The following is a 22,762-nucleotide window of genomic DNA, read 5'->3' on the forward strand; positions in this document are numbered from 1 at the left end:
AATGCGGACCAGCGTCCATATGCTTTTTGCTTTAATGCGCTGCAAAAGTAGCCTGCTCCTGCTAAAGAGTGAGTTAGAGGAGGAACAGAATTTTATTAAAAATTTATTAGAGACTCAAACGTGCGGCATTTCAATAGTGAAAGTACTGCCTTCCCGGGGCCGGGATTGCACGCTGATAGTACCGTTGTGCATATGAACGATCTTGCTGGTCAGCGACAGGCCTATACCGTTTCCGGCAGCAAACTCCTTGTTGGCGCCACGATAAAAGGCGGAGAAAATATTCGGCAGGTCTTCTTCATTGATGCCAATGCCCGTATCGGTAAACCGCAGTATCAGGTTCTTTTCGCGATAGTTGATAGACACGGTACACTGATGATCACCGGAGAACTTACAGGCATTTTCCATCAGGTTAATAAAGGCCACTTTTAGCAGGTATTCATTACCATTTACAGAGATGAAATCATCGTCTTCTATTTCCTGCTCAAATCGTATGTCGACTTTATATCCATCGGCAGATTTGATGACGGTGTTACGGGCATCCATCAGCAGTTCATCTATGCGGAGCTCCCGGCGGGCGATCCCGGTTTCGTCGTAGCTGGCTTTGGCAAAGTCTAACAGGTCGTTCGACAGCTTCACCATCCGCTGAGCATCGGTCAGTGCGAGGCGGATCACTTCCTTGTATTCCTGCGGAGTGCGTTCTTTGGTAAGCGCGATCTGCAGCTCTCCGACTACCGTGGATAGCGGGGTACGCAGTTCATGAGAGATATTGCTGACGAAATATTTCTGGGCATCGAAAGAATTTTCCAGCCGGTCCAGCATCTTATTAAAAGTGGTGGCCAGCTCTCCTATCTCATCTTTCTCATTCAATACGGGTACGCGGAGATCGAGATTGGTAGCCGTGATTTCCTCTACTTTATCGATCATTTCCTCTACGGGTTTAAGGGCGCGGCTGGCAAAAAAATACCCTGCCAGCACGGTGAGCACAATGATACCGATATACGACAACAGCAGGCTGTATTTAAGCCGTTCGAGCCGTTCCAGGCCATACTTGTCTATCGCCGCAGCGGTAATCACATAAGGGGTTCCCTGATGCTCATACAACAGTCCTACTACCTGCAGCGCGCCGGATTCGAACCGGATCTCATGTTCGCTGACTATGCGGCGGATCATCTGCGGTGTTTCCTTTACCTTGTCGATCTGCACTGCGTCGTGATAGCGCAGGTTAAAAGCGGTATCGTAGATGGCTACTTCTTCTTCAAACAGTTCATTGTCGGCATTCTTATAGATCAGCTGCAACACGGATGACGGTACATTGGCATCCAGCAGCATATTGGCTTTGGTCAGCGCTTCCCTTTTCAGGTGCTCGTAGTAATCGTCTTTACGGGCTTTGGCAGAAGAAATGTAGATGAACACGGCAAATGCCAGCAACAGTACTCCGAAGAGCACCAGGAACAATAATATGAGCCGGGTTCTTATTTTCACTCTTCGTTTTTAAATATAAAGCCCATGCCAGGGCGGGTATGAATCAGTTTAACGGTAAAGCTTTTGTCGATCTTCTTCCTGAGATAGTTAATATATACATCAATGAAATTAGTGCCGGAGTCGAACGTATCCCATACCTTTTCCGCTATCTCTGTCCGTGACAGTACCCGTTCGGGGTTTTTCATCATGTATTCCAGCAGGCGGAATTCCTTGGGAGTGAGGTCGATCACCAGGTCGTTCCGCTTCACGATTTTGGTTTCCAGGTTCATTTCCATATCGGCGTACCGCAGCACGAAGCCCTGGCTGAACGACTGGCTGCCCGCCTGGTTACGTTTGATCAGCGCGCGTATCCGCGCATGCAGCTCTCTGAAATCGAAAGGCTTTACGAGGTAGTCGTTAGCCCCGGCATCGAACCCTTCTACTTTATCATCGGTGGTGCCTAATGCCGTCAACATAATAATGGGGCAATCCGGCAGCACACTCCGTATTTGTTTACATAAGTCCAGCCCGTTGATCTTGGGGAGGATGACATCCATGATGATGAGATCAAAATTACCTGATAACGCCAGTTTCTTTCCCATCTCGCCATCATAAGCCAGGGAGATCCGGAAGCCTTGTTCCTCCAGTCCTTTTTTGATCATTTCCGCCACCCGTTGTTCGTCTTCTATTACCAGGATTTGCATAAAGCCGTGTTTAAAAGGCAAATATAATATAAAAAGCCTCCCATGCTAACAGCGGGGTCTTCCGGCAGGACGTGGAAAATATGCAGAATATTTGTTCTTCATCACATTATAATTCATTAAAATTGTGATCAGAAAACTGACTATATACGAACAAAAATACCCGGAAACCAGCAAACTGGCATCAATAGCACTTTTACAGCCAACACAATTGCCGGCTGTTGCGGTAAACGGGGAACCGGGACTATGTATCGGTGGCCATACGTAATTGTAGCAAAAGGGGAAGCTACACCAGTAGTTCAACTAAAATCAACAAGAGCCGGAGGAGGTTTGCAGATTTAGCAATAATTTTTCCTGCTTCTGATCCAAAAAAAGATTATTTATCAAAACTTTGCAGTGCCTGATCAACTGCCTCAATTGGTTTAAAATGCTGTTTCCATACGGCTGTCGTTACTTATGAATAAATTTTACTTACGCCAACCAGCTGGATGGTTGCATGTGATTGTTTTGCTGGTGCTATTATCCGGGGTTGCCAACGGGCAGCAGAAAACTGCCGGTATACAGGGCACTGTTAAAGATGCCGGCGGCCAGCCTGCGCCGGCGGTTACCGTTATGGTCAAGGGTACCAGAAAGGGCGCTGTTACAGATGGTAGCGGGATGTATCACATCAATAATATTTCTCCCGGGAATTATCATCTGCTGGTGAAATGTGTAGGATTCCTGCCCCAGGAACGTGTGATCAACATCGCATCCGGCGAACAGCTGACTGCCGATTTCACGATAGAAAAGGACCTGCGGGTGCTACAGGAAATCCAGGTCAATTCCGGCTACAACAAATTCGCAAAAAAAGAAACTTATAATGTGGCAAAGCTGCCACTGAAGAACCTGGAGAATCCCCAGGTATACAATGTGGTGCCCAGGGAATTACTGCAAGACCAGGTTATCATGAGCTATAACGACGTATTGAAAAACGTCACCGGCGTAAGCCAGTCGATGGTGAATGGCATCAATTCCTTTAACCTGCGCGGCTTTGCCACCACCAGCTTTCTGAGAGACGGCATGCAGCAGGCCATCGTGAACAGTATGGAAGTTGCCAATATTGAACGGATTGAAGTACTGAAGGGGCCTTCGGCCACCTTGTTTGGTTCGATGTACACTTCCTATGGCGGTATGCTGAACCGGGTGACCAAGAAGCCTTTCGAAACCTTTAAAGGAGAGGTTTCCTATACTGCCGGCGGCTATGGGCTGGGCCGGTTTACGCTGGATATAAATACACCACTGAACAAAGAAAAAGGTCTTTTCCTGCGTACCAATGCGGCTTATCATACGGAGAACAGTTTCCAGGATGCCGGATTTACCCGGCGGTTGTTCCTGTCTCCTTCCCTGCTGTATAAAGTAAACGACCGGCTGTCGTTTTTGGTAGATGCAGACATCTATTTTCAGAAATCCAATGATTACAGGTACTTTGTTCCGGAGGCTTCATTCACAAGAAAAACTCCCCGCGACCTGGGCATTGACTACCGGAAGTCTTACACCAACGACGACCTGTATGAAACCAAGCCTTCCGCCAGCTTCTTCGCAGAAGCCAGGTATAAAATATCCAATCAATGGACTTCCCGCACCACCATGTCGCATACCAATGGTTCAGATGAGGGCTACCAGGTCAGAAATGAAATCATCAGGGATTCTGTGATGAAACGCACGCCCAGTAACCTGAGGGTAAATGATACCTACATGGCCTTACAACAGAACTTCAACGGCGATTTTAAAATAGGCGGTTTGCGCAATCGCATCGTGCTGGGGTTGGATTACTTCTCTTACAGATCTAACAGCTCGGCCTTTTATCTGTATGGATTCGACTCGGTACTGATCCGGGGCAAGGATCCGAGGTACAACGAACTGACGGTGCCAGTGCTTAGTGCCGCCCTGGCGACCAAAAAATTTGTGCGGGCCAGGTCGGGCGAAAACACCTACAGCGCCTATGTTTCGGATGTGTTGAATATTACAGACAACCTGAATGTAATGGCCAGTGTACGGTTGCATCACTACGTTAATGACGGCATTTATAACCTCACTACGGATACTATTGCCCAAAGCGCTTATCATCAGACTTCCCTGTCGCCTAAGTTCGGCGCCGTTTATGAAATCGTGAAAGACAAGCTCTCTGTTTTTGGTAACTATATGAATGGCTTCAGCAATAATACTCCATACATGCAGCCCGATGGTACCCTGAGCAGCTTTACGCCCAGCTATGCGAACCAGTGGGAAACGGGGATCAAAGCGGAGCTGTTCGACGGAAAACTGAGCAGCACCCTGAGCTATTATCATATCCGGGTAGATGATGTGGTTCACTACGATAATACTCCCGGCCGCACACTGTATAAAGTGCAGAATGGCGGACAGCTCAGCAAGGGAATAGAGGCAGAAGTAATTGCCAATCCCTTCAAAGGATTTAATCTGATTGCCGGTTATGCCTACAATGACATCTATACCATCAACAACAATCCGGATGTAGACGGGCTCCGTCAGTGGTCCGGACCAGCCAATACGGCTAATCTCTGGCTTAGCTACCATTTTACCAATACCGCGGTCAAAGGCCTGGGTTTTGGTATCGGGGGCAACTATAACGGTAAAGCCTATATTAAACAGAGCCGGAGCCAGGGTGAGTTTTATTTACCGGAATATACCGTGCTGAATGCGGTATTGAGCTATGAGCAGCGCGCTTACAGGATTAGCCTGAAAATGGATAACCTGACCAATGAGGTATACTGGGGCAGTTATTTCATCCAGATGATGCCGCGCCGCTTCAGCGCTGGTGTTGCGCTCAGGTTTGAGTAGTTAATTGGGAATAATGGCGTCTCCGGCCGGAGCGTCGCCTTTGGGCAGGTATATGGTAAAGCAGGTTCCCATATCCGGACTGCTTTCCACCTCGATGGCGCCATTATTCTGCTTTATAAAATCCCTGCATAATAACAGTCCGAGGCCTGTTCCTCTTTCCCCGCCGGTGCCAAAAGCAGGGAGCTGCTGGGTTGTAAAAAGTGATTTCAACCGCTGATTGTCCATACCTACACCACAGTCCGTGATACGGATCACTACCTGGTTACCATCGTTCACTGCCGTCAGCTCCACCCGGCCTCCTGTACGGCTGAACTTTAAGGCATTACTGACGAGGTTGCGCAATATGACAGATACCTGGTCACGGTCTGCATACAGGGCAGCAGCCACCGAAAGTTGTACATCTACCGTAATCTCCTTCTGCGCTATAATCAGTTTAAAAAACTGCAGGACTTCCGTCAGCACCGGCGCCAGCAGAAAATGCCTGGGCTTTGTCTGGATCCCGCGCATACTGCGGGCACTCCATCTCAACACATTATCCAGTGTTCCTCCCAGCTGCGACACCCGTTCGTGCAACATCTCAGCAGCTTCTCCCATATTTTCCCGGTCGTACAATCCTCTGCGAAACATATCCAGCAGGCTTTCCAGGGTGGCCAGCGGGCTGCGTATATCATGGGCCACAATGGAAAACAGTTTTTCCTTGTCTTTATTCATCGCCAGCAAGTCCTCCCGGTGCTGCTCTACCTCCCGCTGATAGTCGGATTGTATGTATTTGAAGAAACTAAGTGCCAGCACCAGAAAGAACAGCGAAACCCCTACATTGGCCCATACCCGCTGCTGGGGTACCACCGGGCCCAGGTAAGCCGGCTGCGGCAACAGTACAATTGCTACAAAAGCAGCAATGATAATAATACTTACCCCGATCACAATCCGCCGGTTATCATAAATCAGCACCGTGATGACCAGTATATTCAGCAAAAAATATTCTGCCCCGTTGCGAAAACACAAACCCGTGATCGTGTAAACCACTATACTGCAGTAAATCAGGACCAGTCTTGCAGTAAGGTATTTCCCGTATTTATGAAATACCAGTATCATGATGGAGATCAACGCGTCTAAAAAATTGAACAGAGAGAGTACGTAACGTCCCTGGACAGTATTCACTATTGAAAAAACCAACATGAAGGGAATAGACGGAAGCGCCAGTAAATTCAATAGTTTCGTGCGCCTTGATTCAATAAAAGGCATGGCCGGGTGCACCCCAACATTCACGATGCTGTTCCAGCAATGTATTACACGGTCAATGAGAAACTGCTTTATTCCCCTAGGCATAGTTAATGGCAGCAAAGATAATGTTCTGTAGCAGCCAATTCAGATTATTTTTATAAATTGCAGTTACTCTCACACCCTACTTCACTTATAGATTACAGTTTTCATCACATTATTTATTTATAACATGAAAGAGATAATAAGGAACGAGTGTTCCATTATTACCGGAGGCCCCGGCATGGGGAAAACCACCCTTATAGCAGCCTTACAGGATCAGGGCTATATGACCGTTCCGGAAAGCGGGCGGGAAATTATCCGGGAGCAGGTAGCTGCTGGCGGAGATGCCCTTCCCTGGGCCAACCGGCAGGAATTTGCCTGGGAGATGTTCCGTCGCGATCTGACCCGTTTTCTGCAGCTGCCCGTGCAAACAGGCAGGGTATTTTTTGATCGTGGTTTCCCCGATACCATCGGATACCTGGAGCTGTGCGGTCTTGATGTGCCAGCCGAAATGCCGGAAGCAGCCATGCGATACCGCTATCATTCCCAGGTATTTCTCACGCCGCCCTGGGAGGAGATCTACAGGCAGGATGCAGAACGTAAGCAGTCCTTTGAAGAAGCCGTGGCTACCTGTAATAAAATACAGGAAGTATATGAACGCCTGGGATACAAGGTGGTGGTGCTTCCTAAGGCTTCCGTGGCGGAGCGGGTAAAAATAGCAACTAACAGCTAAACGCTATTTTTCTATCTTTATTCCGGTGAACAATAATAAATAATGATAACAGGAAGAACTTTATTAAGCGCGCTTAGCAGCGGCTTGCTATGCGGTTTACTATCGCTGACAGTGGTTGCCCAACAACCGCGTAAACCCAACATCGTGATCATTTATGCAGACGACCTGGGCTACGGTGATGTCGGCTGTTACGGTATGAAACGGATAAAAACGCCGAACATCGACCGGCTGGCGCAGCAGGGCGTGCGCTTTACCAACGCATATGCTACCTCCGCCACCTGTACTCCTTCCCGCTTCGGGCTGCTGACAGGGAAGTATCCCTGGCGGCAGCGGAATACCGGTATTGCCCCGGGAGATGCGTCCCTTATTATTCCTACCGGGCACCGCACCCTGCCAGGCATGCTCAAGGATGCGGGCTATCGTACCGCGGCCATCGGCAAATGGCACCTGGGACTGGGTACCAGCGAAGGTATCGACTGGAACAAAGATATTACGCCCGGGCCGCTGGAAGTAGGATTCACGTATTCTTTTATTATGCCCGCTACGCTCGACAGAGTACCCTGTGTATTCCTGGAGAACCATCACGTGGTGAATGGAGATCCCAACGATCCTATTACTGTAAACTATCATCATAAAATCGGCAATGATCCTACCGGCCTGGAAAACCCGGAAAAGCTGCGCATACATCCGGATCCGCACCAGGGACATAACCAAACCATCGTAGACAGTATCAGCCGCATCGGCTGGATGAGTGGCGGTTACAAGGCACGCTGGAAAGACGAAGACATTGCGGGTACCCTTGTGGATAAATCGATCCGGTTCATAAGCGATAATAAAACGCAGCCTTTCTTTCTGTATTTGGCCACCGGCGATATACATGTGCCCCGCTACCCTCACAGTGAATTCAGAGGAAAGAGTGGCATGGGACTGAGAGGCGATGCCATACTGCAGCTCGACTGGACCGTAGGCTGTATCGTAAACGCGCTGGACAGTCTGGAGTTGTCGAGCAACACCCTAATTGTATTTTCGAGTGATAACGGCCCGGTGCTGAACGACGGCTACCTGGATCAAGCGGCGGAGCTGGTGGGCGATCACCGGCCAGGCGGCCCGCTGCGGGGAGGCAAATACAGCGCCTTTGAAGCAGGCGCCCGTGTACCATTCATCGTGACATGGCCGGCAGGCATGAAAAGCAATTACGTGTCCCATGCGCTGATCGGGCAGATAGATCTTTTTGCGTCTTTCGCGCAACTAACCGGGCAGAAAGTACAGCCGGCTGAAGCGCCCGACAGCTACGATATGCTGTCGCAACTCCTGGGGCAATCGCAGGCCAACCGGCCTTACCTGGTGACCGATGCAGGCACATTATCGATCATAGAAGGCGACTGGAAATATATTGCACCCTCGAAGGGAGCACGTGTAGCCAAAGACGTTAATATTGAACTGGGTAACGACACAGCCCCACAACTGTATCATATCTCCGTTGATGAACATGAGCAAACAAATGTGGCGGATAAGTATCCGGAAAGAGTGAAGGCAATGGCAGCCAGACTGGAAGAAGTAAAGCAACTGCCGGTTACCCGTTAGTGGCTACCAGCCTGGTGTTCCTGCCGGTAATGATCCAATAACATATCGCCACCGAAATCATTCTTCAGGTCTCTTATGATGGTATGAATATGATTGGCGTTGTTCTGGATATTATCGTATTCGATGATCAGGCCGGGGCCCTGGATGCGGTAGTAGCAGGAATTTCCGGGAGCATGTACCGTACTGCCCGCCCACATGAAATACAAGTTCTCCAGGCCATCTTCCTGAATTTCTTTCAACATCCTGTCGGCAAATAACTTAGTATAACGGTGTATATACACGCTGATGAGCGCCAGCAGCAACTGCTGGTGCTCAGGGCTCAGGCTGTCATAGTGTATACCTTCCGGATGCGCTATCATGGCCTTTCTGGCAGGTCCTGTTATAATTTCTGCAGGTGCTTTATCTGATACCAGTGTTTGTTGTAATTCTCCGGGAGATAAGGCCTGCAGCAGTTCAAACGCCTTCGTTGTTTCTTCTTTCAGTGTTTCTCTGCCTTGCAGCGGCCCCTCTTTCACCACAGCCGGATTGGCACCCAGAAAAGAGGGCGTACCAGACACCAGCGTGCGCTTGCTGGCGGAGAAATTGAATGCCACATGATGCCCTTCGAAGCGCCAGCCCCATATATTATTCGTAGCCGGCACCCCAAATATGGTCAGGTAATACTTCTGCGGATCGCGATAGTGATCGCTCTCCCCGCGATGTTCCAGGTCTTTCAATACCTTCTCCAGTTCCATAATACTATTGATTTTACGAACCGTTGTTTCACTGAGGGTGGTGCTGAGCAGCTCCATCAACGCCTGCTGCTGCGCCGTATTCAGCTCTTTCACAGCAATTCCCTTACGGTCGTCGCGCGGTACATAAGCAAAGTGATAACGCTCTGCGGTATCGAACGGGAAAATTGCTTTTGACTGCTGTTCTTTGTTAAGCAGGCGGATAAAGGCATTCGCCTTTTCTGCCATATTTTGCGTATAGGCGGTAACGGTAGTAACGGTAAGGCATAGTGCCAGTAGAAAACGGAACATAAACGTGGAATATGATATAAATATAATTGTCTGCCGCCGTTTATGCAAGCAAAACATTTTCACCGGAAGAAGGTAAAATTTTCTTACTTTAGAATACCTAAGCCTTTAGCTTTTTGTAAGAAGATGATATTTTAATTTAGACAGACCCCAAAAAAAATGTAACCATGATGCCCTCTGAACAACCAGGAACCGCACCTGGCGCAAAATTATGCATAACTGACTTCACGAACGACGACCGTGTAAAAACTGCTTTGGCACAGCTGAAAGCTCATTTCCAGGCAGGCCCGGATGATGGCGGCCAGCTGGTAGTTTCCGACGTACTCGATGATCACGGGCACCAGTATGTGAACCTTGTACAGAAAGGAGGCGGTGTATTGGGCATTGCGCTTGTTGGCTATACGTATATACTGGAAGAAATGGGCATACGGTTCCTGCGGCTGGCAGGTACCAGCGCAGGCGCTATCAATACAGCACTGATCACAGTAGTAAAAAATAAGGAAGATAGAAAATCGGCAGAAGTACTGCAGGCTATATGTGACCTGGACTTTTTCTCACTGGTAGATGGTCACCCGGCAGCCCGGTATCTTATTAAAAGATTCATCACCAACAAAAAATTTATCAGCCGGCTTAGAAACGGGCTGTTGGGATTACTCGGTGTATTCCTGTTGTTCATAGCGGGCGATGTAGTGCTGACAGGGCTGAGCAACAAATACGAATCGCTGTATCTGTTGACGGGGCTTTGTTTTATTGCATCCGGATTTACGTCGCTGATCATTGCAGTGATCGTTTATTACATCAGCAATCTGCTGAAACGGCTGAAGAACTCAGGTTTCGGGATCAACCCCGGGGATGTGTTTTATGACTGGATCAAGCGATTGCTGCTGGCTAACGGCGTGGTGACCGTCAGTGATCTGAAGGCGAAAGCAGCAGGCGCGCCATCGCTGCATTTGCGGGTACCCAACGACTCCGGCCTGAAAGATCTTACCGGCGATGTTACTTTTATTACTTCAGAATTAGTCACGCAAAACAAGATACAGTTCCCGGCCATGTGCAGCCTTTTCCGCACAGATATCGACGCACTGCAGCCTGCAGGATTTATACGCGCGTCTATGTCGATTCCCGTATTTTTTGAGTCTTATATGATCAATAATATACCGGCAGATGATAAACGCATCAAGGCCGCCTGGGAGCAGTTCTTTGGCTATGCTCCTCCCCCTTCCAGCGCGCGCTTTGTGGATGGTGGCATCCTCTCTAACTTCCCGATCAGTATTTTCTACAACAACAGTGTAGCCACACCAAGACTCCCCACTTTCGGGATCGACCTGGACGACCGGCAGCCTGCGGATAAAGAAGAAAATCCTTTCGGCTGGTCGCTTACCGGGTATATGGGGCGCATGTTCAATACCATTCGGAATTACTACGACAAAGATTTTTTATTGAAGAATAAAGTATATCAGCGGGGCATCGGGAAAGTGGATTTGTCGTCCGATAAGTACAACTGGCTGAACTTCTTCCTTCCCAACCAGGATAAGATAGACATGTTTGCGCTGGGCGCTCAGGCAGCATGCGAGTTCCTGATCAACTTCAACTGGGACGAGTACAAGAACGAAAGAAAAACTTTGCAAATCCAACTCAACAAATAATCATGGAAACAATCATAACATGGGGCTGGACCTGGTTGTGTATACTCACAGCAGTGATGCTGCTGACATCCTGGATTATGCATTTGCAAAGCCGGGAGTTTTATATGCTGGATGTAGTGATGCGGAAATTCAGCATACTGGATATGCAGTTCCCGGCCACTCCGGGAGAGTTACCGGCATTGATAAAACATATTTATGCGCTGCCGGAAGCAGCGAGGCAAAGAACGTTATCGGCACTTCGCGGACAACTTTGGGTAGATTTCCTCTTCATGCCGGCGGCCTATGGCAGTATATTCCTGTTATGCCTGGAGGTAGCAGCGAAAATGCCACCTTTGTCGGTGTGCGCGTCGCTTTTCAGCTGCCTGGGCTGGTTGCAGCTCCTGGCGTGGATCTGCGACATCATCGAGAATATATACCTGTTGCAAAAGATACGGCCTGATCCGGTTCCGTCTACGCAGGCAGCACATCGCACCTATCAGTGGATCGAATTCATCAAATGGGGCGTATCGCTTACCGGCATGGTGAGCGCATTATCTGCCCTGCTGTTCTTCTGGGTATCCGGACAATACGTTACCGCCTCCCTCATTTATCTGCTGGTATTGGCAGCTGAAGCGGGAGTATTTATCTTTTTGGTGCTGCTGGTTAAACCAGGCAAACGCGCTACTTGAGAATCATTACCGGTATGGAAGCTGCACGGGTAATAGCGGTTGAAATACTTTTATGTGTGAGCGTATACAGGAAGCTATGTTTACCCGGCAATGCTACAATAAGGTTAGCATGATGCCCGGCCGCGAAACCCGTAACGCCTTCAATAACATCCGCATCGCTGGTATAATACAGCTCATGCTTAAAATTCTGCAGATAATGGTGCAGGTGCTGTTCATCTTCCTTCATCTGTTCATCCGGCTGCAGATGGCGTTGTTCAGGATCAACATTTAATACCATCAGGTTAGTGGCAGCCCAGCGGGGAGAGATCTTCAGGCGGTTCAGTTTATCAACGGCGTGCAGGGCATTGAAATCGACCGGCACCAGTACATTATCTACTTCCGTATATTCGTAACCGTTAGGTATCACCATAACACGTACCGGGCTGGCTTTGGCAATGGCGATGATATTACGTGCTATCAGTCCTTCGCCCTGCTCATCGCCGCTCAGCAGCACCATTTCAGGCTCTTCGTGTTGAATAAGCCCCATTACCGCCCGGAGTAAAGGTTCATCGCTCAGGGCAACGGTTACCTTCATTTGCGGCCCGGCAATTTCTATTAACTCCTGTGCTAATTGTTTCAGTTGCTGCTCTGCTTCCTCCCGGTGATCATCGATACTACCCGAGCTCACGGTCCCGTACCCTCCTGTAAGAAGAATATTGCTGAAAACATTGTCGTAGAAAGTTTTCAGTAATATCACGCGCTCATAATCATAGTGAACACTCCATGCTGCCGCATAACGGACAACTGCTGCTGATGCATTGCTTAAATCGATGGGAACCAATAATGTTTTCATAACTATTTCCTTGAATTTTCGTTCATGGCCTTATCCGGTGCTTGTGCGGATATATCAATACCAAATATATCGTTTTCATGACAAAGGTAAATTGTTTAGCAAGATAAGATAAGCAACATCCGTATCACGGATAAAATCCTGTAAAATATCACCGGAATTTGCTAAAATTATATACTGAAAAATGTTTCCCACGAAAATCTATCCAAATGCAAACCGGAAGAAGACAATTTCTGAAAACTGCCGGCATTGGTCTTGCCGGCGCCGGACTGGCTCCCATATGGCATCCTGCGGCCCGTTTACTGAACTTTGATGACACCCGGTATTTTCCGCGCGTCACACCGGAATCGCAGGGTATCAGTTCCAATGGCATCCTTAAATTTGTAGAAGCTGCCAATGCTTCCGGCGCCAGCTGGCATAGCTTCATGCTGTTGCGTCGCGGACAGGTAGTAGCAGAGGGCTGGTGGAATCCTTATGCTGCGGAATTTGTGCATTCGTTTTATTCCTTATCGAAAAGCTTTACCAGTACAGCTATTGGCATGTTAGTGAAGGATGGAAAACTGGATATCAGCCAACCGGTGATCTCCTTTTTCCCTAAGGAAACTCCTGCGGATCCATCTCCCTACCTCCGGCAAATGACGGTAAAACACCTGCTTACGATGAATACCGGTCATGGGGAAGATACCCTGCCACCGATGAAGCGGTCGTCCGGCAAAACCTGGGTCAGCACCTTCCTGGAGCAACCGGTGACATATGAGCCGGGCAGTCATTTCCTGTACAATACCGGCGCTACCTATATGCTCGGCGCCATATTGCATGCCATTACCGGGCAAACCCTGGTGCAATACCTGGGCCCCCGCCTGTTTCAGCCATTGGGAATCACCGGATACGATTGGGAAACATCGCCCCAGGGCCTGAACACAGCGGGATACGGACTACGGGCCAAAACTGAAGATATCGCCAAACTGGGACAGCTTTACCTGCAGAAAGGCCAGTGGAAAGGACAAGCCCTGCTCACCGAAAGCTGGGTGAAAGATGCCACCAGCTACCAGACCTCATCGCAGGTGAATAACGGCGACTGGTCGGAAGGCTATGGTTACCAGTTCTGGCGCTGCCGCCATAATGCCTTCCGCGGCGATGGCGCTATGGGACAATACTGCATCGTGATCCCGGACAAGGAAGTAGTAATCGCCATCACCAGCCAGACGAACGACATGCAGCAATCGCTCAACATCGTATGGGATAACCTGCTGCCTGCCATCGAGCCGGCGCCCTTGCCGGAGGCGCCACAAGCGCACAAGGCATTACGGGAGCAACTGGAAAAGTTATCGCTGCCTGTGACTGCCAACAGCGCTGTTCCTGCTGCATCTCTCAAAAAGAAAAAACTACAGCTTCAAACTGAACCGAATGATTACGGCGCCACCACTATGGAGCTTTCATTTACACCATCCGGCTGCACCTGGAACACCCAAACCGCCAAAGGCACTACCACTATACAATGCGGCTGGGGAAAATGGCTGCTCAATAAAGACCGGCAACTATATACCTTCCCCGAGCAAACCATGAATGCTGCTCCTACCCGGGTAGCGGCCACCGCTGCATGGATAAGCCCCACCATCCTCCAGATTGATCTTCGCTTCGTGGAAACACTGCATGGCGACCGCATACAATTCGACTTCGGTGCACCGAAGATGAACATCAGTTTCCTGAACACCGTTACGGCGATGAATCCGAAAAATACGGATAACAGGAAAGCGATAAGAATTAAGAATATAGAATGAAGAATTAAGAATAAAAAGCGAAGACCTAAGCGGATATCACAATACTCGCTTAGGTCTTCGCTTTTTATTCTTAATTCTTCATTCTATATTCTTAATTCTTTCAGGACAGTGCAGGTTGCCGATCTGTTACTACAATCTTATTTTAGGTCACCATTCTGAGATTGTTGTTTAAACGCTATATATCATGTGCACTGCTTCTATTCCACGTAATGTGCTACTCAGCGCTATTTTCACTGCTGCCGGTCTCCTTGCTGGTGAGACCGTACGCGGCCAGGAGACCGGCCAATACCGCGACATTTATCCTGATACCTGGGTGGCTTCAGATGCGCTCGGACGCACGATGCCTGACTTTCAGACGGTGGGCGCCGTAAAAAAAGATCAGCGCCGCGTTGTAGGCATGTTCTATATCACCTGGCACAGTGATAACAATGCTAATCCTAACAAAGCATATCACGGCGACGTTAGTAAGATACTGGCAAAGGATCCGGATGCACGGCTGGATGCCAAACACCCGCTGTGGACGGAAGGTTCCTATCATTGGGGCGAGCCGGAAACGGGGTATTTTCTCAGCAGAGACGAATTTGTTATCCGACGCGATATATCTATGCTGGCAGATGCGGGAGTAGATGTGCTGGTGATGGACGTAACCAATGCCGTGAGATATTGGGATGAATGGGAAACGTTGTTCACCACCATGCAGAAAATGAAAGCAGCAGGCAACAAAGTGCCACAGTTCTGCTTCTGGGCTTTCAACGGCGCGGTGATCACGGTAGTGCAGGATCTGTACGACAAGATATACAAGCCTAACCGCTTCTCAGACCTATGGTTCTATTGGGATGGCAAGCCGTTGTTGTTATACAACGGCGCTCCAAAGTACGATGCAAATGGTCAGGATGCCAAACAACCAAATCCGCATTACGACCCGGCAGCCAAAACGGACGTTAATAACCCGCACTATAATGATCCGGATTATACCAGCGAAAACTATAAAGACTATACGAAAGAAGTAAAGCAATTCTTTACCCTGCGTACGATGTGGTGGGGATATTACGAATGGGCAGGAAAACGGTTTATAGGTACGGAAGATAACTGGAGCTTTGGTTACGACCTCGACAACGCCAAAGTGAAGGCTTTACCAACCGACAGCCTCTTATCGCTGCACAACGGAAAAAAAGAAGAAGCGGCTGTGACCCCGGCGCAACACCCGGCCAGCCTGGTTGGTAAATCGTGGTCGAGGGAAAAAGGCGAACCTGTGTTGAACCAGCTCGACCTTCCCGAAACCGCTTACGTGCCCTGGCTGAAGCAAACCGTCAGCCATCCGCAGGGTTACGGCATTTATTTCCAGGATCGCTGGGAAGAAGCGCTGAAAGCCGACCCGCAGTTCCTGTACATCAACGACTGGAACGAGTGGACGGCCGGCAAGTATCAACCCGAAGGCGGCAAAACAACCGGATTTATGCGGCGGCAGAATCCCTATTTTTTTGTGGATCAGTATAATGCAGAATTCAACCGCAGCATACAGCCTATGAAAGGCGGATATACCGATAACTACTATATGCAGATGGCGCAGAATATCAGGCGCTATAAAGGTATCCGGCCAATCCCTGAGTTGAAAGGGTTTTCCACCGCCCGTATAGATGGAACATTCTCCGACTGGGACGACATGCACACGGAATACCGGGATACCCGCGGCGATGTATTCCATCGTAACTATAACGGGTACGGCAACACGCACTACGTTAATAATTCAGGTAGAAATGATATTGTAACGGCAAAGGTGAAAGTAGATCCGCAGACCATCAGCTTCTATGCCGCCACAGATGCACCGCTTACCCCATCGGATGGCGACAACTGGATGTTGCTGCTGATTGATGCAGATAACAATCCGAACACCGGATGGTACGGCTACGACTATCTCATTAATAAAAAAGTGAACAGCAACGGCACCAGCACCCTCATGCAGTTCGATCGTTCAAAGGATAACTGGATCCCTGTAGCGGATATCCCTATGCGTTATGCTGGCAACCAGCTGGAGCTGTCGGTTCCCAGGAAGCTGCTGGGGTTGCAGGGCAATCACTTTACATTTGATTTCAAATGGAGCGATAACGCCGCAGATCTGAAAGATCCGATTTCATTATGCACAGATGGCGACACTGCGCCCAACAGGCGTTTCAACTATCGTTGCATCTGGAAAAAATGAGCCTGTAATAAAAAGCCGCACCATCATCATGATGGATGCGGCTCTGATCGGTAACAGGATAACTACGGGTTCGGTGGTGTTAAAAAATCAATCAAGTACTTTAAGATAACGGGCAAGCCAGTACGGCAGCAGAAACTCATCTCCCGCGAGTTCTTCTTTACCGTCTCCACCTCCGTCGAGGGAAAATGCGTTGGCGTTATGCCTGTGTACTGGCTGCTCATCCAGTGGCAATGGTTCCGCGGTAGATTGATTGCGGAAATTTGGTGGCAGCAGTGTAATATCTTTCCGGATAGAATTTTTAATATTCCAGTTGACCAGGTTCATGGGGAATGTTTGCAGCCACCAGGTAGTGGCAGTAGCATCGAAATCGCCTGTGGTGGCAAGTGTTATAAGATTCCATACGGCGTTTTTCTCTGGCCGCTCTATTTCCCAATGATTGCGGATGGCCTTTGCATAGTGCGTTTTAAGCGTATCATTCAGGGCATATTTGTACAGCACCCAATAAGTCAGGAAAGCCATTTCATCATCGGAATGGTTCCAGTTGCCGTTGCCCATATCTATCCCTTCATGCAGATAGCCGGGCGTAGGTTTTATGTTGTGATAGTCGATGCCTATATTCTGCAGATAGCCATATTTATTCAACAATGTAAACGCCTGGGTTTTGTACTTCTCTTTTCCAGTAAGCTTGTACGCCAGCTGTAATCCGGCGGTGATAGTGGTGCTTCCGAGACGCCTGTCGCCAATGGTTACCGGGTACCAGTTGATATACTCCGGATTCCAGCGGCCCCACAGTGTGGGCTTATTGTCGATATCTACTAACGTGTAATGATGATCGAGGATATGCGACATGATCTTATCGATAAACGCTGCGACGCGTTGTTTTTCGGTGGGTGTTTCTGCCACCATTTCGTTCAGCAGCGCTGCCACCCAGATGTAGCCTACAAATTCATCGCTGCTGGTATGTCCTTTCCATTCCCATTCCGGATCGGGGGAATCCCGCCATCTTTCGGGGTCGGAGTTCTTGAATCCCTTTCTTTCAAAAGAGCGGGCAGGGAATCCTTTCAGCTGGTTAACCGACAGTATCCTTTCAAAGGCTTCAAATGCTTCCCAGGCGTAGCGTTTGGCCTGCGGATCGTGAGTTACTGCATAGCGGAAAGCCTCGCTGCTCAAATAAAAGCTGGTCCACAGGCCGTCGTTGTCGGTATCCGCCATCTGGGCGGCGCTGGTATCGCCGGGTGGATTCAGATGCAGGTTAGCAATGAACCCATAACGGATATGCCTATCCCGGATCTTGCGTTCGAAGAAAGCAGCTTTTTGTGCCAGTGTTTGTTGTATGAAGGAAATTTTATTGAGACCTGAAGGCGTTAGCATATATACGTCACCGTTAGTAGTGGCGGCCATGCTGATGACCTGGTCCTGATCCAGCCAGCGGCGGGAGGCGAAGTAACGGCAGGAGCCTGTGCCTTCGCGCATGAATGCACCTGCGGGAGTGCCGGCCCAGAGCCTGTTGCCGCTGACCAACAGTTCGTTCACGGAAGGTACCGGCACCCTTGTTTGCAGCGACAGGCTGGTATCGCCCGTATTGGCGTTGATGGCGTAATAACCTCCGGGGGTACCCAGCAGCACATCATTACCCTTGAATGCCATGGCGGTAGCGCCTTTCACCGTATGTATCCTTACCAGCTTATTGGTTTCGAGGCGGTATAATGCATCCGGGTATAAGAGGAAGAAGGAGCCGTTGCTGACAGCCATTCGCTGCAGGTTGCCGGCCGGGGGCGCCAGCTCCTGCAGCTGGCCGTTGCCGGCCAACACCAGCGCCCCGTTGCCGGCAAGCAGCATCCGGCCTGCGGCGTCCACAGCCACGCGGTTGTATTTGCCAGCTGGCAGATTGATATAGGGTATGCCGGCATAACCGTTTGTGAGGCACTTATCATCGTAGAGATAGTACAGATGCCCGCTGCCTTCCTGCGTGGTAACGTCTGTTGGTATACGTTGTGCCAGTGGACGGAAGCGCATATCCCGTACCAGGTTGTTACCACTGAGGCGGTAAAATCCCTGCTTTGTCAGTACCTGTACATTGTCGTTGTAATCGGTGATCACTTTCAGCAGCTGCAATCCTTCCGGCACATGATACTGTACGGACACTGCCTGTAGAAAAGGTTGATCGGGCGTGGCATAAGCGGAGCAAGATAAAAAGACGCCCGTAGCCAGGTAAACTAGTTTCTTCATTCCCGTGGGTTTTATAATTTAATCAGCCACACTTCAGTGACTCTTGAATGTTGTCGCCAGTTGAGGTGTTCTTCATTGATATCATCCCAGGTGATCAGCAAGGTGCCTGTTTGGGTAAGTGCAGGAGGTACCACAAATTCTTTCAGCTCTCCTATTCCTTTGTTATACAGGGATGGCTGCAGCCGTTCTCCGTTGGCTCTCAGCAGGCAGTCGCCATAGCCGGTTACACGGATCACATAGCGGGCAGTTGGATCGAGATGGTCGTAGCGCATAGCGGAGGGCCATCTCAGGCTTACCATCCACGACAACCGTTTCCGGCTGTAGCCGCTCTCCCACCAGTCGAATCCCGGCGTATCGCTGCGGCTCATCAGGGGATCGGTGTGAAGGTCTTCCTTACGCAGTACATGCGGCGACCGGGATATGTTGGCTACCGCATCGTAGTAGCTTCCGGGGCCTGGATCTTCCCAGCGTGCCAGGGTATCGAGCGCTTTACGTTGTGCCGCTTCGGGCAGCGTGCGGATGATCCGGAATTTATCTTCCAGCCACCAGCGGTTATTCAGTGGCCGGTCCAGGAAATCGAGTACGGCTCCCCGCTCTGAGCCGGCGGCCTTGTATTTGGCAACGCTTGTTTGCAGGGCTACAGATTTGTATAAGTCGTCGCAGAGCTGTGTGATGCTGTCTTTCCAGGCCGGCATTACGCTAACATCCGCCTGGCGGAGTACTTCCAGGGCGCGATCCATCGCTACGCCGGGGGCCAGGGAAGCCGTATCCGCGGCAGCCTGTTTCAGCAAGCCGTTGGCGGCAGCTTCCAGCGCGGCCTCCCGGATAGCGCGTTTTCGCGTATAGGCGTCATAGTAAGCTCTCAATAAACACATCTGCCAGCGCCAGTTACCGGCCAGCTCCGGGTGGTCTTTCTCCAGCCCCTGCCATAAAGCCAAACTGGCGGCAATGCTTCCGTTCTCCGCCACAGGGCCTTCCCAGTTATGCTCCAGCGCGAGGATGCCATCGGCGGCCTCCTCCTGTAATGCGGTACCAAAAAAGAAACCAGCGTATTGTTTCAGGACTGTTTTCACATCTATATGGCTATCCCAGCCCATCATGCTCCATAACACCTTATTCAGGTCGTCGTGCGCACCATCTGAATAGCTGACAAAGCCATCCATTACGGGCGCCACAAAACGGTATATATTGGCATAATAAACCGGCTGCGGATTAACCGGTTCCCGGCCCAGCGTAAATGCAAAGGCCGGATCCCACCATACCACCGGGTAATCGCAGCGCACGGTATGGGTGATATCAGGATAGTGTCTGATTTTATAAGCAGCGGGTAAAGCGGCCCTGGTAGATTCCAGCGAGGGGCTGGAAGGTCCTACCACTATGCCCCCCAGCCAGCGCGGTTGGTGCTGCCGGATATAGGCATAAACAACATTGCAGGCAGCGGAATCGTATCCCTGAAGCGATAACCAGATATCTGCCCGTGGGTGATATGGTTTCAGTTTCACTGCCAGTTCTTCCAGAAACGGCAGCACCAGCGCCGGAGGATTATTTCCCGGATCTCCGCCGGGGAAAAACACGGCATCCAGCCGGGAGGCTTCACGGAAAAGTGTATCGAATTGCAGGAGGAACTGTTGTTTCTTAGCCTGATCATTCAGGTCGAATGTAGCGGGCGTCCATACGGAGAAATCCAGGTCGTACTTTTTGCAGTAGCTGCTGATACGGCGCGTCATCTCACGGGATGAAAGCGTAAAGTGCGGCGATGCGGGCATGAAAGGAATAGCCTCTATGCTGTTGGTGCCAAAGATGGCCAGCTCGCGGATGTATTGCTCATATTGTTCCGGTGTCCAGCCGTCGTAGGAGTTGGCGAGGTTCCGGTAGCCGAGCTGATGCCCTCTGATGGCTTTTTCCGGCGAGGTTTCGACATCTATTGTATCGGGAAGATCTGCTCGTCCGGGTGCATACTGCATGGAGCGAAGCAGATATCCGGCGCCGTATAGCCATCCCCGTATGCCGGCTGCTTTTACGTATATCCGTGTACGGTGGCTGGCAGTTTGCCTGCGAACCTGGTACGATTCCGGACCGGATTTTATACGTTCAAATATAATCGCGTCTCCCTCTGTGGGCAGCTTCTCCGAGATTGGCCACAGGAGGCCGGTGCGGCGTTGTACTTCTTCCTGTAACACCCGGGCAGCCACCATATCTTTCGCGGCCACAATGGTCAGCCGATCCATGCGGGCCGCGAAAGAAAAGAATGGAGCAAAGAAAATGAGGGAGAGTAATATTCTCATTACTTACATCTGGATAAAAAATAGTTGGGACAAAAAAGCAATTACTTCAGATACCACATCAGGGTAGTTTGTTTATCAGGCCCGAACTGAATCAGCGCTTGTGCATACTGATCGGCATTTGTAGCTGTTTCACCGGTCGGATACATATAGCGTTTAGGCAGTATTGGTGAAACAGCCAGCGGGCCGAGTACGAATTTCGGGTAGCCGGTACGGCGGTTATCAAACCAGGCTTCCGCTCCTTTCAGGAAACCCGCTATCCACTTCTGCCCTATCAGCTGTTCCAATGTGCCATTGTATTTCACCAGCGCCTGATCATAGTAATGATTGTCGCGGGCTGTTTTATCCACGCCGTAGTACTTCATGCTGGCATCGATACCTGCATAGTACATATCTTCCGCCGTTTTACCTGTCATGGTTACTTTTCCGGCCTGCATCGCTTCGGCAATGATGAAGCATACTTCCGCGTAGGTAAGCATGGTGGCGTTCACCATGCTGCTTGAATCTTTCCTAAAAATAGCAGGCAAACGGGAAATATGTGCAGCACCTCCATTGTAGTCATATGGAGCGGCAATGGCGTTAGGCACGCCCACATATAGCTTAGTATCTACACTTCCTCCGTTCACTGAATCCACGGGTGCTATCCATACCTGTAACCGTGGATCATTACGCTGGAACAATGCATCTACGATCTCTTTGCTGGGCTTGCGCTTATCGAACTCGCTAAAAGAGGTAGCTGTAGCGCTACCCGGCCAGCTGTTTGCCGCTACATTTCCAAGATAACTGACTTCTGCATTGTCGGCATTGCTTTCAAAAATGGGATACTTAGATTTATCACTCAGGATCGCCTGCATTTCGGTGAATGCCGGTGCATAATTCTTTGAAATACGCAATAGCATGCGCAGACGCAGCGAGTTGGCAAATTTCCGCCACTTCATGGCGTCTCCATTATACATAGCATCGGCTTTCTTGTCTATTGGCTGGACTATAGCAGCCAGTTCGTCGTTAGCCTCTTTCAGTGATTGCAACAGGGCCGGATAGATCACCTCCTGCTTATCGTACTTAGGATGAGTAACCCTGTCACTCTTCAGCCGCAAGGCCTCTGAATAAGGGACATCTCCGAAAAGATCCGTTACGTAAGCAAAATTGAATGCGCTCATTATCTTCCCCAATGATATATACTGGGGCGCATTTTGCTTTTTCGCCAATCCCATCATTTCATTATTAAGGGAAAGCTTGGAATAATTGCCATCCCAGCTTTGAGGGCCCCAGTCGAATTTATCTGGTCCTTCATTGCGGACCATTGTGATATAACGCCCTGCTGAAGCGGGCTTGTCCATATAGGCATCCTGCTGATAATCGTAGGCTGTATTGATCACGACCGACGATAACAGGAACTCCGGATTGATCACTTCTGATTCATTGGGGTTCACGTTGATATCCTGTAATCCTTTTTTACAGGAGGATACCGCCATCCCCAGGAACAATATGAAAAATATGACAGGCATGCGTTGCATAACCGTATAGT

General features: G+C 49.7%; 16 protein-coding genes. 8 read left to right on the plus strand and 8 right to left on the minus strand.

Translation table 11 applies throughout. From position 1 onward, the window contains the following. Positions 1–114: 114 nt before the first annotated feature. Together UNH61_RS15410 and UNH61_RS15415 are read right to left on the minus strand one after the other, a co-directional pair. Positions 115–1,482 (minus strand): ATP-binding protein, encoded by a 1,368-nt coding sequence (locus tag UNH61_RS15410; protein ID WP_326992850.1) that lies wholly within the window; start codon positions 1,480–1,482, stop codon positions 115–117. Further along, positions 1,479–2,165 (minus strand): response regulator transcription factor, encoded by a 687-nt coding sequence (locus tag UNH61_RS15415; RefSeq protein ID WP_326992851.1) that lies wholly within the window; start codon positions 2,163–2,165, stop codon positions 1,479–1,481. Before UNH61_RS15415 ends, UNH61_RS15410 begins: the two co-directional genes overlap by 4 nt. Before the next feature lie 124 nt (positions 2,166–2,289). Between UNH61_RS15415 and UNH61_RS15420 the strand changes: the two genes are divergently transcribed. Next, on the plus strand, positions 2,290–2,430 hold the full coding sequence (locus UNH61_RS15420) for a hypothetical protein (protein ID WP_326992852.1): 141 nt from the start codon (positions 2,290–2,292) through the stop codon (positions 2,428–2,430). A gap of 188 nt (positions 2,431–2,618) precedes the next feature. After that, a complete protein-coding gene (locus UNH61_RS15425; protein WP_326992853.1) occupies positions 2,619–5,000 on the plus strand; it encodes a TonB-dependent receptor in 2,382 nt (793 codons plus the stop codon). On the opposite strand, the gene UNH61_RS15430 is transcribed toward UNH61_RS15425, so the two are convergent. Beyond that, on the minus strand, positions 5,001–6,329 hold the full coding sequence (locus UNH61_RS15430) for a HAMP domain-containing sensor histidine kinase (protein ID WP_326992854.1): 1,329 nt from the start codon (positions 6,327–6,329) through the stop codon (positions 5,001–5,003). It abuts the gene before it with no gap. Positions 6,330–6,453: 124 nt separating this feature from the next. Between UNH61_RS15430 and UNH61_RS15435 the strand changes: the two genes are divergently transcribed. Together UNH61_RS15435 and UNH61_RS15440 are read left to right on the plus strand one after the other, a co-directional pair. Beyond that, positions 6,454–6,996, plus strand: a complete 543-nt coding sequence (locus UNH61_RS15435) for an AAA family ATPase (protein ID WP_326992855.1) — start codon at positions 6,454–6,456, stop codon at positions 6,994–6,996. A 42-nt stretch (positions 6,997–7,038) separates the two neighbouring features. Further along, entirely contained in the window at positions 7,039–8,580 is a 1,542-nt protein-coding gene (locus tag UNH61_RS15440; RefSeq protein WP_326992856.1) for an arylsulfatase, read from the plus strand. Here UNH61_RS15440 and UNH61_RS15445 read toward each other — a convergent pair. Further along, the gene (locus UNH61_RS15445; RefSeq protein WP_326992857.1) at positions 8,577–9,602 is read right to left on the minus strand and encodes a DUF3500 domain-containing protein; all 1,026 of its coding nucleotides are present in this window, start codon (positions 9,600–9,602) and stop codon (positions 8,577–8,579) included. The genes UNH61_RS15440 and UNH61_RS15445 overlap by 4 nt on opposite strands. A 164-nt stretch (positions 9,603–9,766) precedes the next feature. Between UNH61_RS15445 and UNH61_RS15450 the strand changes: the two genes are divergently transcribed. Continuing rightward, entirely contained in the window at positions 9,767–11,245 is a 1,479-nt protein-coding gene (locus UNH61_RS15450) for a patatin-like phospholipase family protein (RefSeq protein ID WP_326992858.1), read from the plus strand. Positions 11,246–11,247: 2 nt separating this feature from the next. Beyond that, positions 11,248–11,913: a hypothetical protein gene (locus tag UNH61_RS15455; protein ID WP_326992859.1), complete on the plus strand. Its 666-nt coding sequence runs from the start codon at positions 11,248–11,250 to the stop codon at positions 11,911–11,913. Here UNH61_RS15455 and UNH61_RS15460 read toward each other — a convergent pair. Further along, positions 11,906–12,745 carry a hypothetical protein gene (locus UNH61_RS15460; protein WP_326992860.1) on the minus strand — a complete coding sequence of 280 codons (840 nt, stop codon included), beginning with the start codon at positions 12,743–12,745 and terminating at the stop codon, positions 11,906–11,908. The two genes, UNH61_RS15455 and UNH61_RS15460, sit on opposite strands and share 8 nt — an antisense overlap. A gap of 206 nt (positions 12,746–12,951) precedes the next feature. Here UNH61_RS15460 and UNH61_RS15465 point away from each other — a divergent pair, with 206 nt between their 5' ends. Further along, on the plus strand, positions 12,952–14,523 hold the full coding sequence (locus tag UNH61_RS15465; RefSeq protein WP_326992861.1) for a serine hydrolase: 1,572 nt from the start codon (positions 12,952–12,954) through the stop codon (positions 14,521–14,523). Positions 14,524–14,707: 184 nt separating this feature from the next. Next, on the plus strand, positions 14,708–16,723 hold the full coding sequence (locus UNH61_RS15470; RefSeq protein ID WP_326992862.1) for a hypothetical protein: 2,016 nt from the start codon (positions 14,708–14,710) through the stop codon (positions 16,721–16,723). Between the two features lie 87 nt (positions 16,724–16,810). Here the strand turns inward: UNH61_RS15470 and UNH61_RS15475 are convergent, their stop codons facing one another. Genes UNH61_RS15475 through UNH61_RS15485 form a run of 3 tightly spaced genes read right to left on the minus strand, consistent with a single transcriptional unit; the run spans position 16,811 to position 22,751 of the window. After that, positions 16,811–18,952 (minus strand): hypothetical protein, encoded by a 2,142-nt coding sequence (locus tag UNH61_RS15475; protein ID WP_326992863.1) that lies wholly within the window; start codon positions 18,950–18,952, stop codon positions 16,811–16,813. Between the two features lie 11 nt (positions 18,953–18,963). Further along, on the minus strand, positions 18,964–21,237 hold the full coding sequence (locus UNH61_RS15480; RefSeq protein WP_326992864.1) for a hypothetical protein: 2,274 nt from the start codon (positions 21,235–21,237) through the stop codon (positions 18,964–18,966). 41 nt (positions 21,238–21,278) lie between these two features. After that, a complete protein-coding gene (locus UNH61_RS15485) occupies positions 21,279–22,751 on the minus strand; it encodes a SusD/RagB family nutrient-binding outer membrane lipoprotein (RefSeq protein ID WP_326992866.1) in 1,473 nt (490 codons plus the stop codon). Positions 22,752–22,762: the final 11 nt, after the last annotated feature.

It is taken from the genome of Chitinophaga sp. 180180018-3, from assembly GCF_037893185.1.
In the GTDB taxonomy this organism is placed as follows: domain Bacteria; phylum Bacteroidota; class Bacteroidia; order Chitinophagales; family Chitinophagaceae; genus Chitinophaga.

Excerpts from the sequence above, each read along its gene's own strand:
- UNH61_RS15415 (WP_326992851.1), bottom strand. The coding sequence starts at position 2,165 with ATGCAAATCCTGGTAATAGAAGACGAACAACGGGTGGCGGAAATGATC.
- UNH61_RS15425 (WP_326992853.1), top strand. The coding sequence starts at position 2,619 with ATGAATAAATTTTACTTACGCCAACCAGCTGGATGGTTGCATGTGATT.
- UNH61_RS15430 (WP_326992854.1), bottom strand. The coding sequence starts at position 6,329 with ATGCCTAGGGGAATAAAGCAGTTTCTCATTGACCGTGTAATACATTGC.
- UNH61_RS15435 (WP_326992855.1), top strand. The coding sequence starts at position 6,454 with ATGAAAGAGATAATAAGGAACGAGTGTTCCATTATTACCGGAGGCCCC.
- UNH61_RS15440 (WP_326992856.1), top strand. The coding sequence starts at position 7,039 with ATGATAACAGGAAGAACTTTATTAAGCGCGCTTAGCAGCGGCTTGCTA.
- UNH61_RS15445 (WP_326992857.1), bottom strand. The coding sequence starts at position 9,602 with ATGTTCCGTTTTCTACTGGCACTATGCCTTACCGTTACTACCGTTACC.
- UNH61_RS15450 (WP_326992858.1), top strand. The coding sequence starts at position 9,767 with ATGATGCCCTCTGAACAACCAGGAACCGCACCTGGCGCAAAATTATGC.
- UNH61_RS15455 (WP_326992859.1), top strand. The coding sequence starts at position 11,248 with ATGGAAACAATCATAACATGGGGCTGGACCTGGTTGTGTATACTCACA.
- UNH61_RS15460 (WP_326992860.1), bottom strand. The coding sequence starts at position 12,745 with ATGAAAACATTATTGGTTCCCATCGATTTAAGCAATGCATCAGCAGCA.
- UNH61_RS15465 (WP_326992861.1), top strand. The coding sequence starts at position 12,952 with ATGCAAACCGGAAGAAGACAATTTCTGAAAACTGCCGGCATTGGTCTT.
- UNH61_RS15470 (WP_326992862.1), top strand. The coding sequence starts at position 14,708 with ATGTGCACTGCTTCTATTCCACGTAATGTGCTACTCAGCGCTATTTTC.
- UNH61_RS15475 (WP_326992863.1), bottom strand. The coding sequence starts at position 18,952 with ATGAAGAAACTAGTTTACCTGGCTACGGGCGTCTTTTTATCTTGCTCC.
- UNH61_RS15480 (WP_326992864.1), bottom strand. The coding sequence starts at position 21,237 with ATGAGAATATTACTCTCCCTCATTTTCTTTGCTCCATTCTTTTCTTTC.
- UNH61_RS15485 (WP_326992866.1), bottom strand. The coding sequence starts at position 22,751 with ATGCAACGCATGCCTGTCATATTTTTCATATTGTTCCTGGGGATGGCG.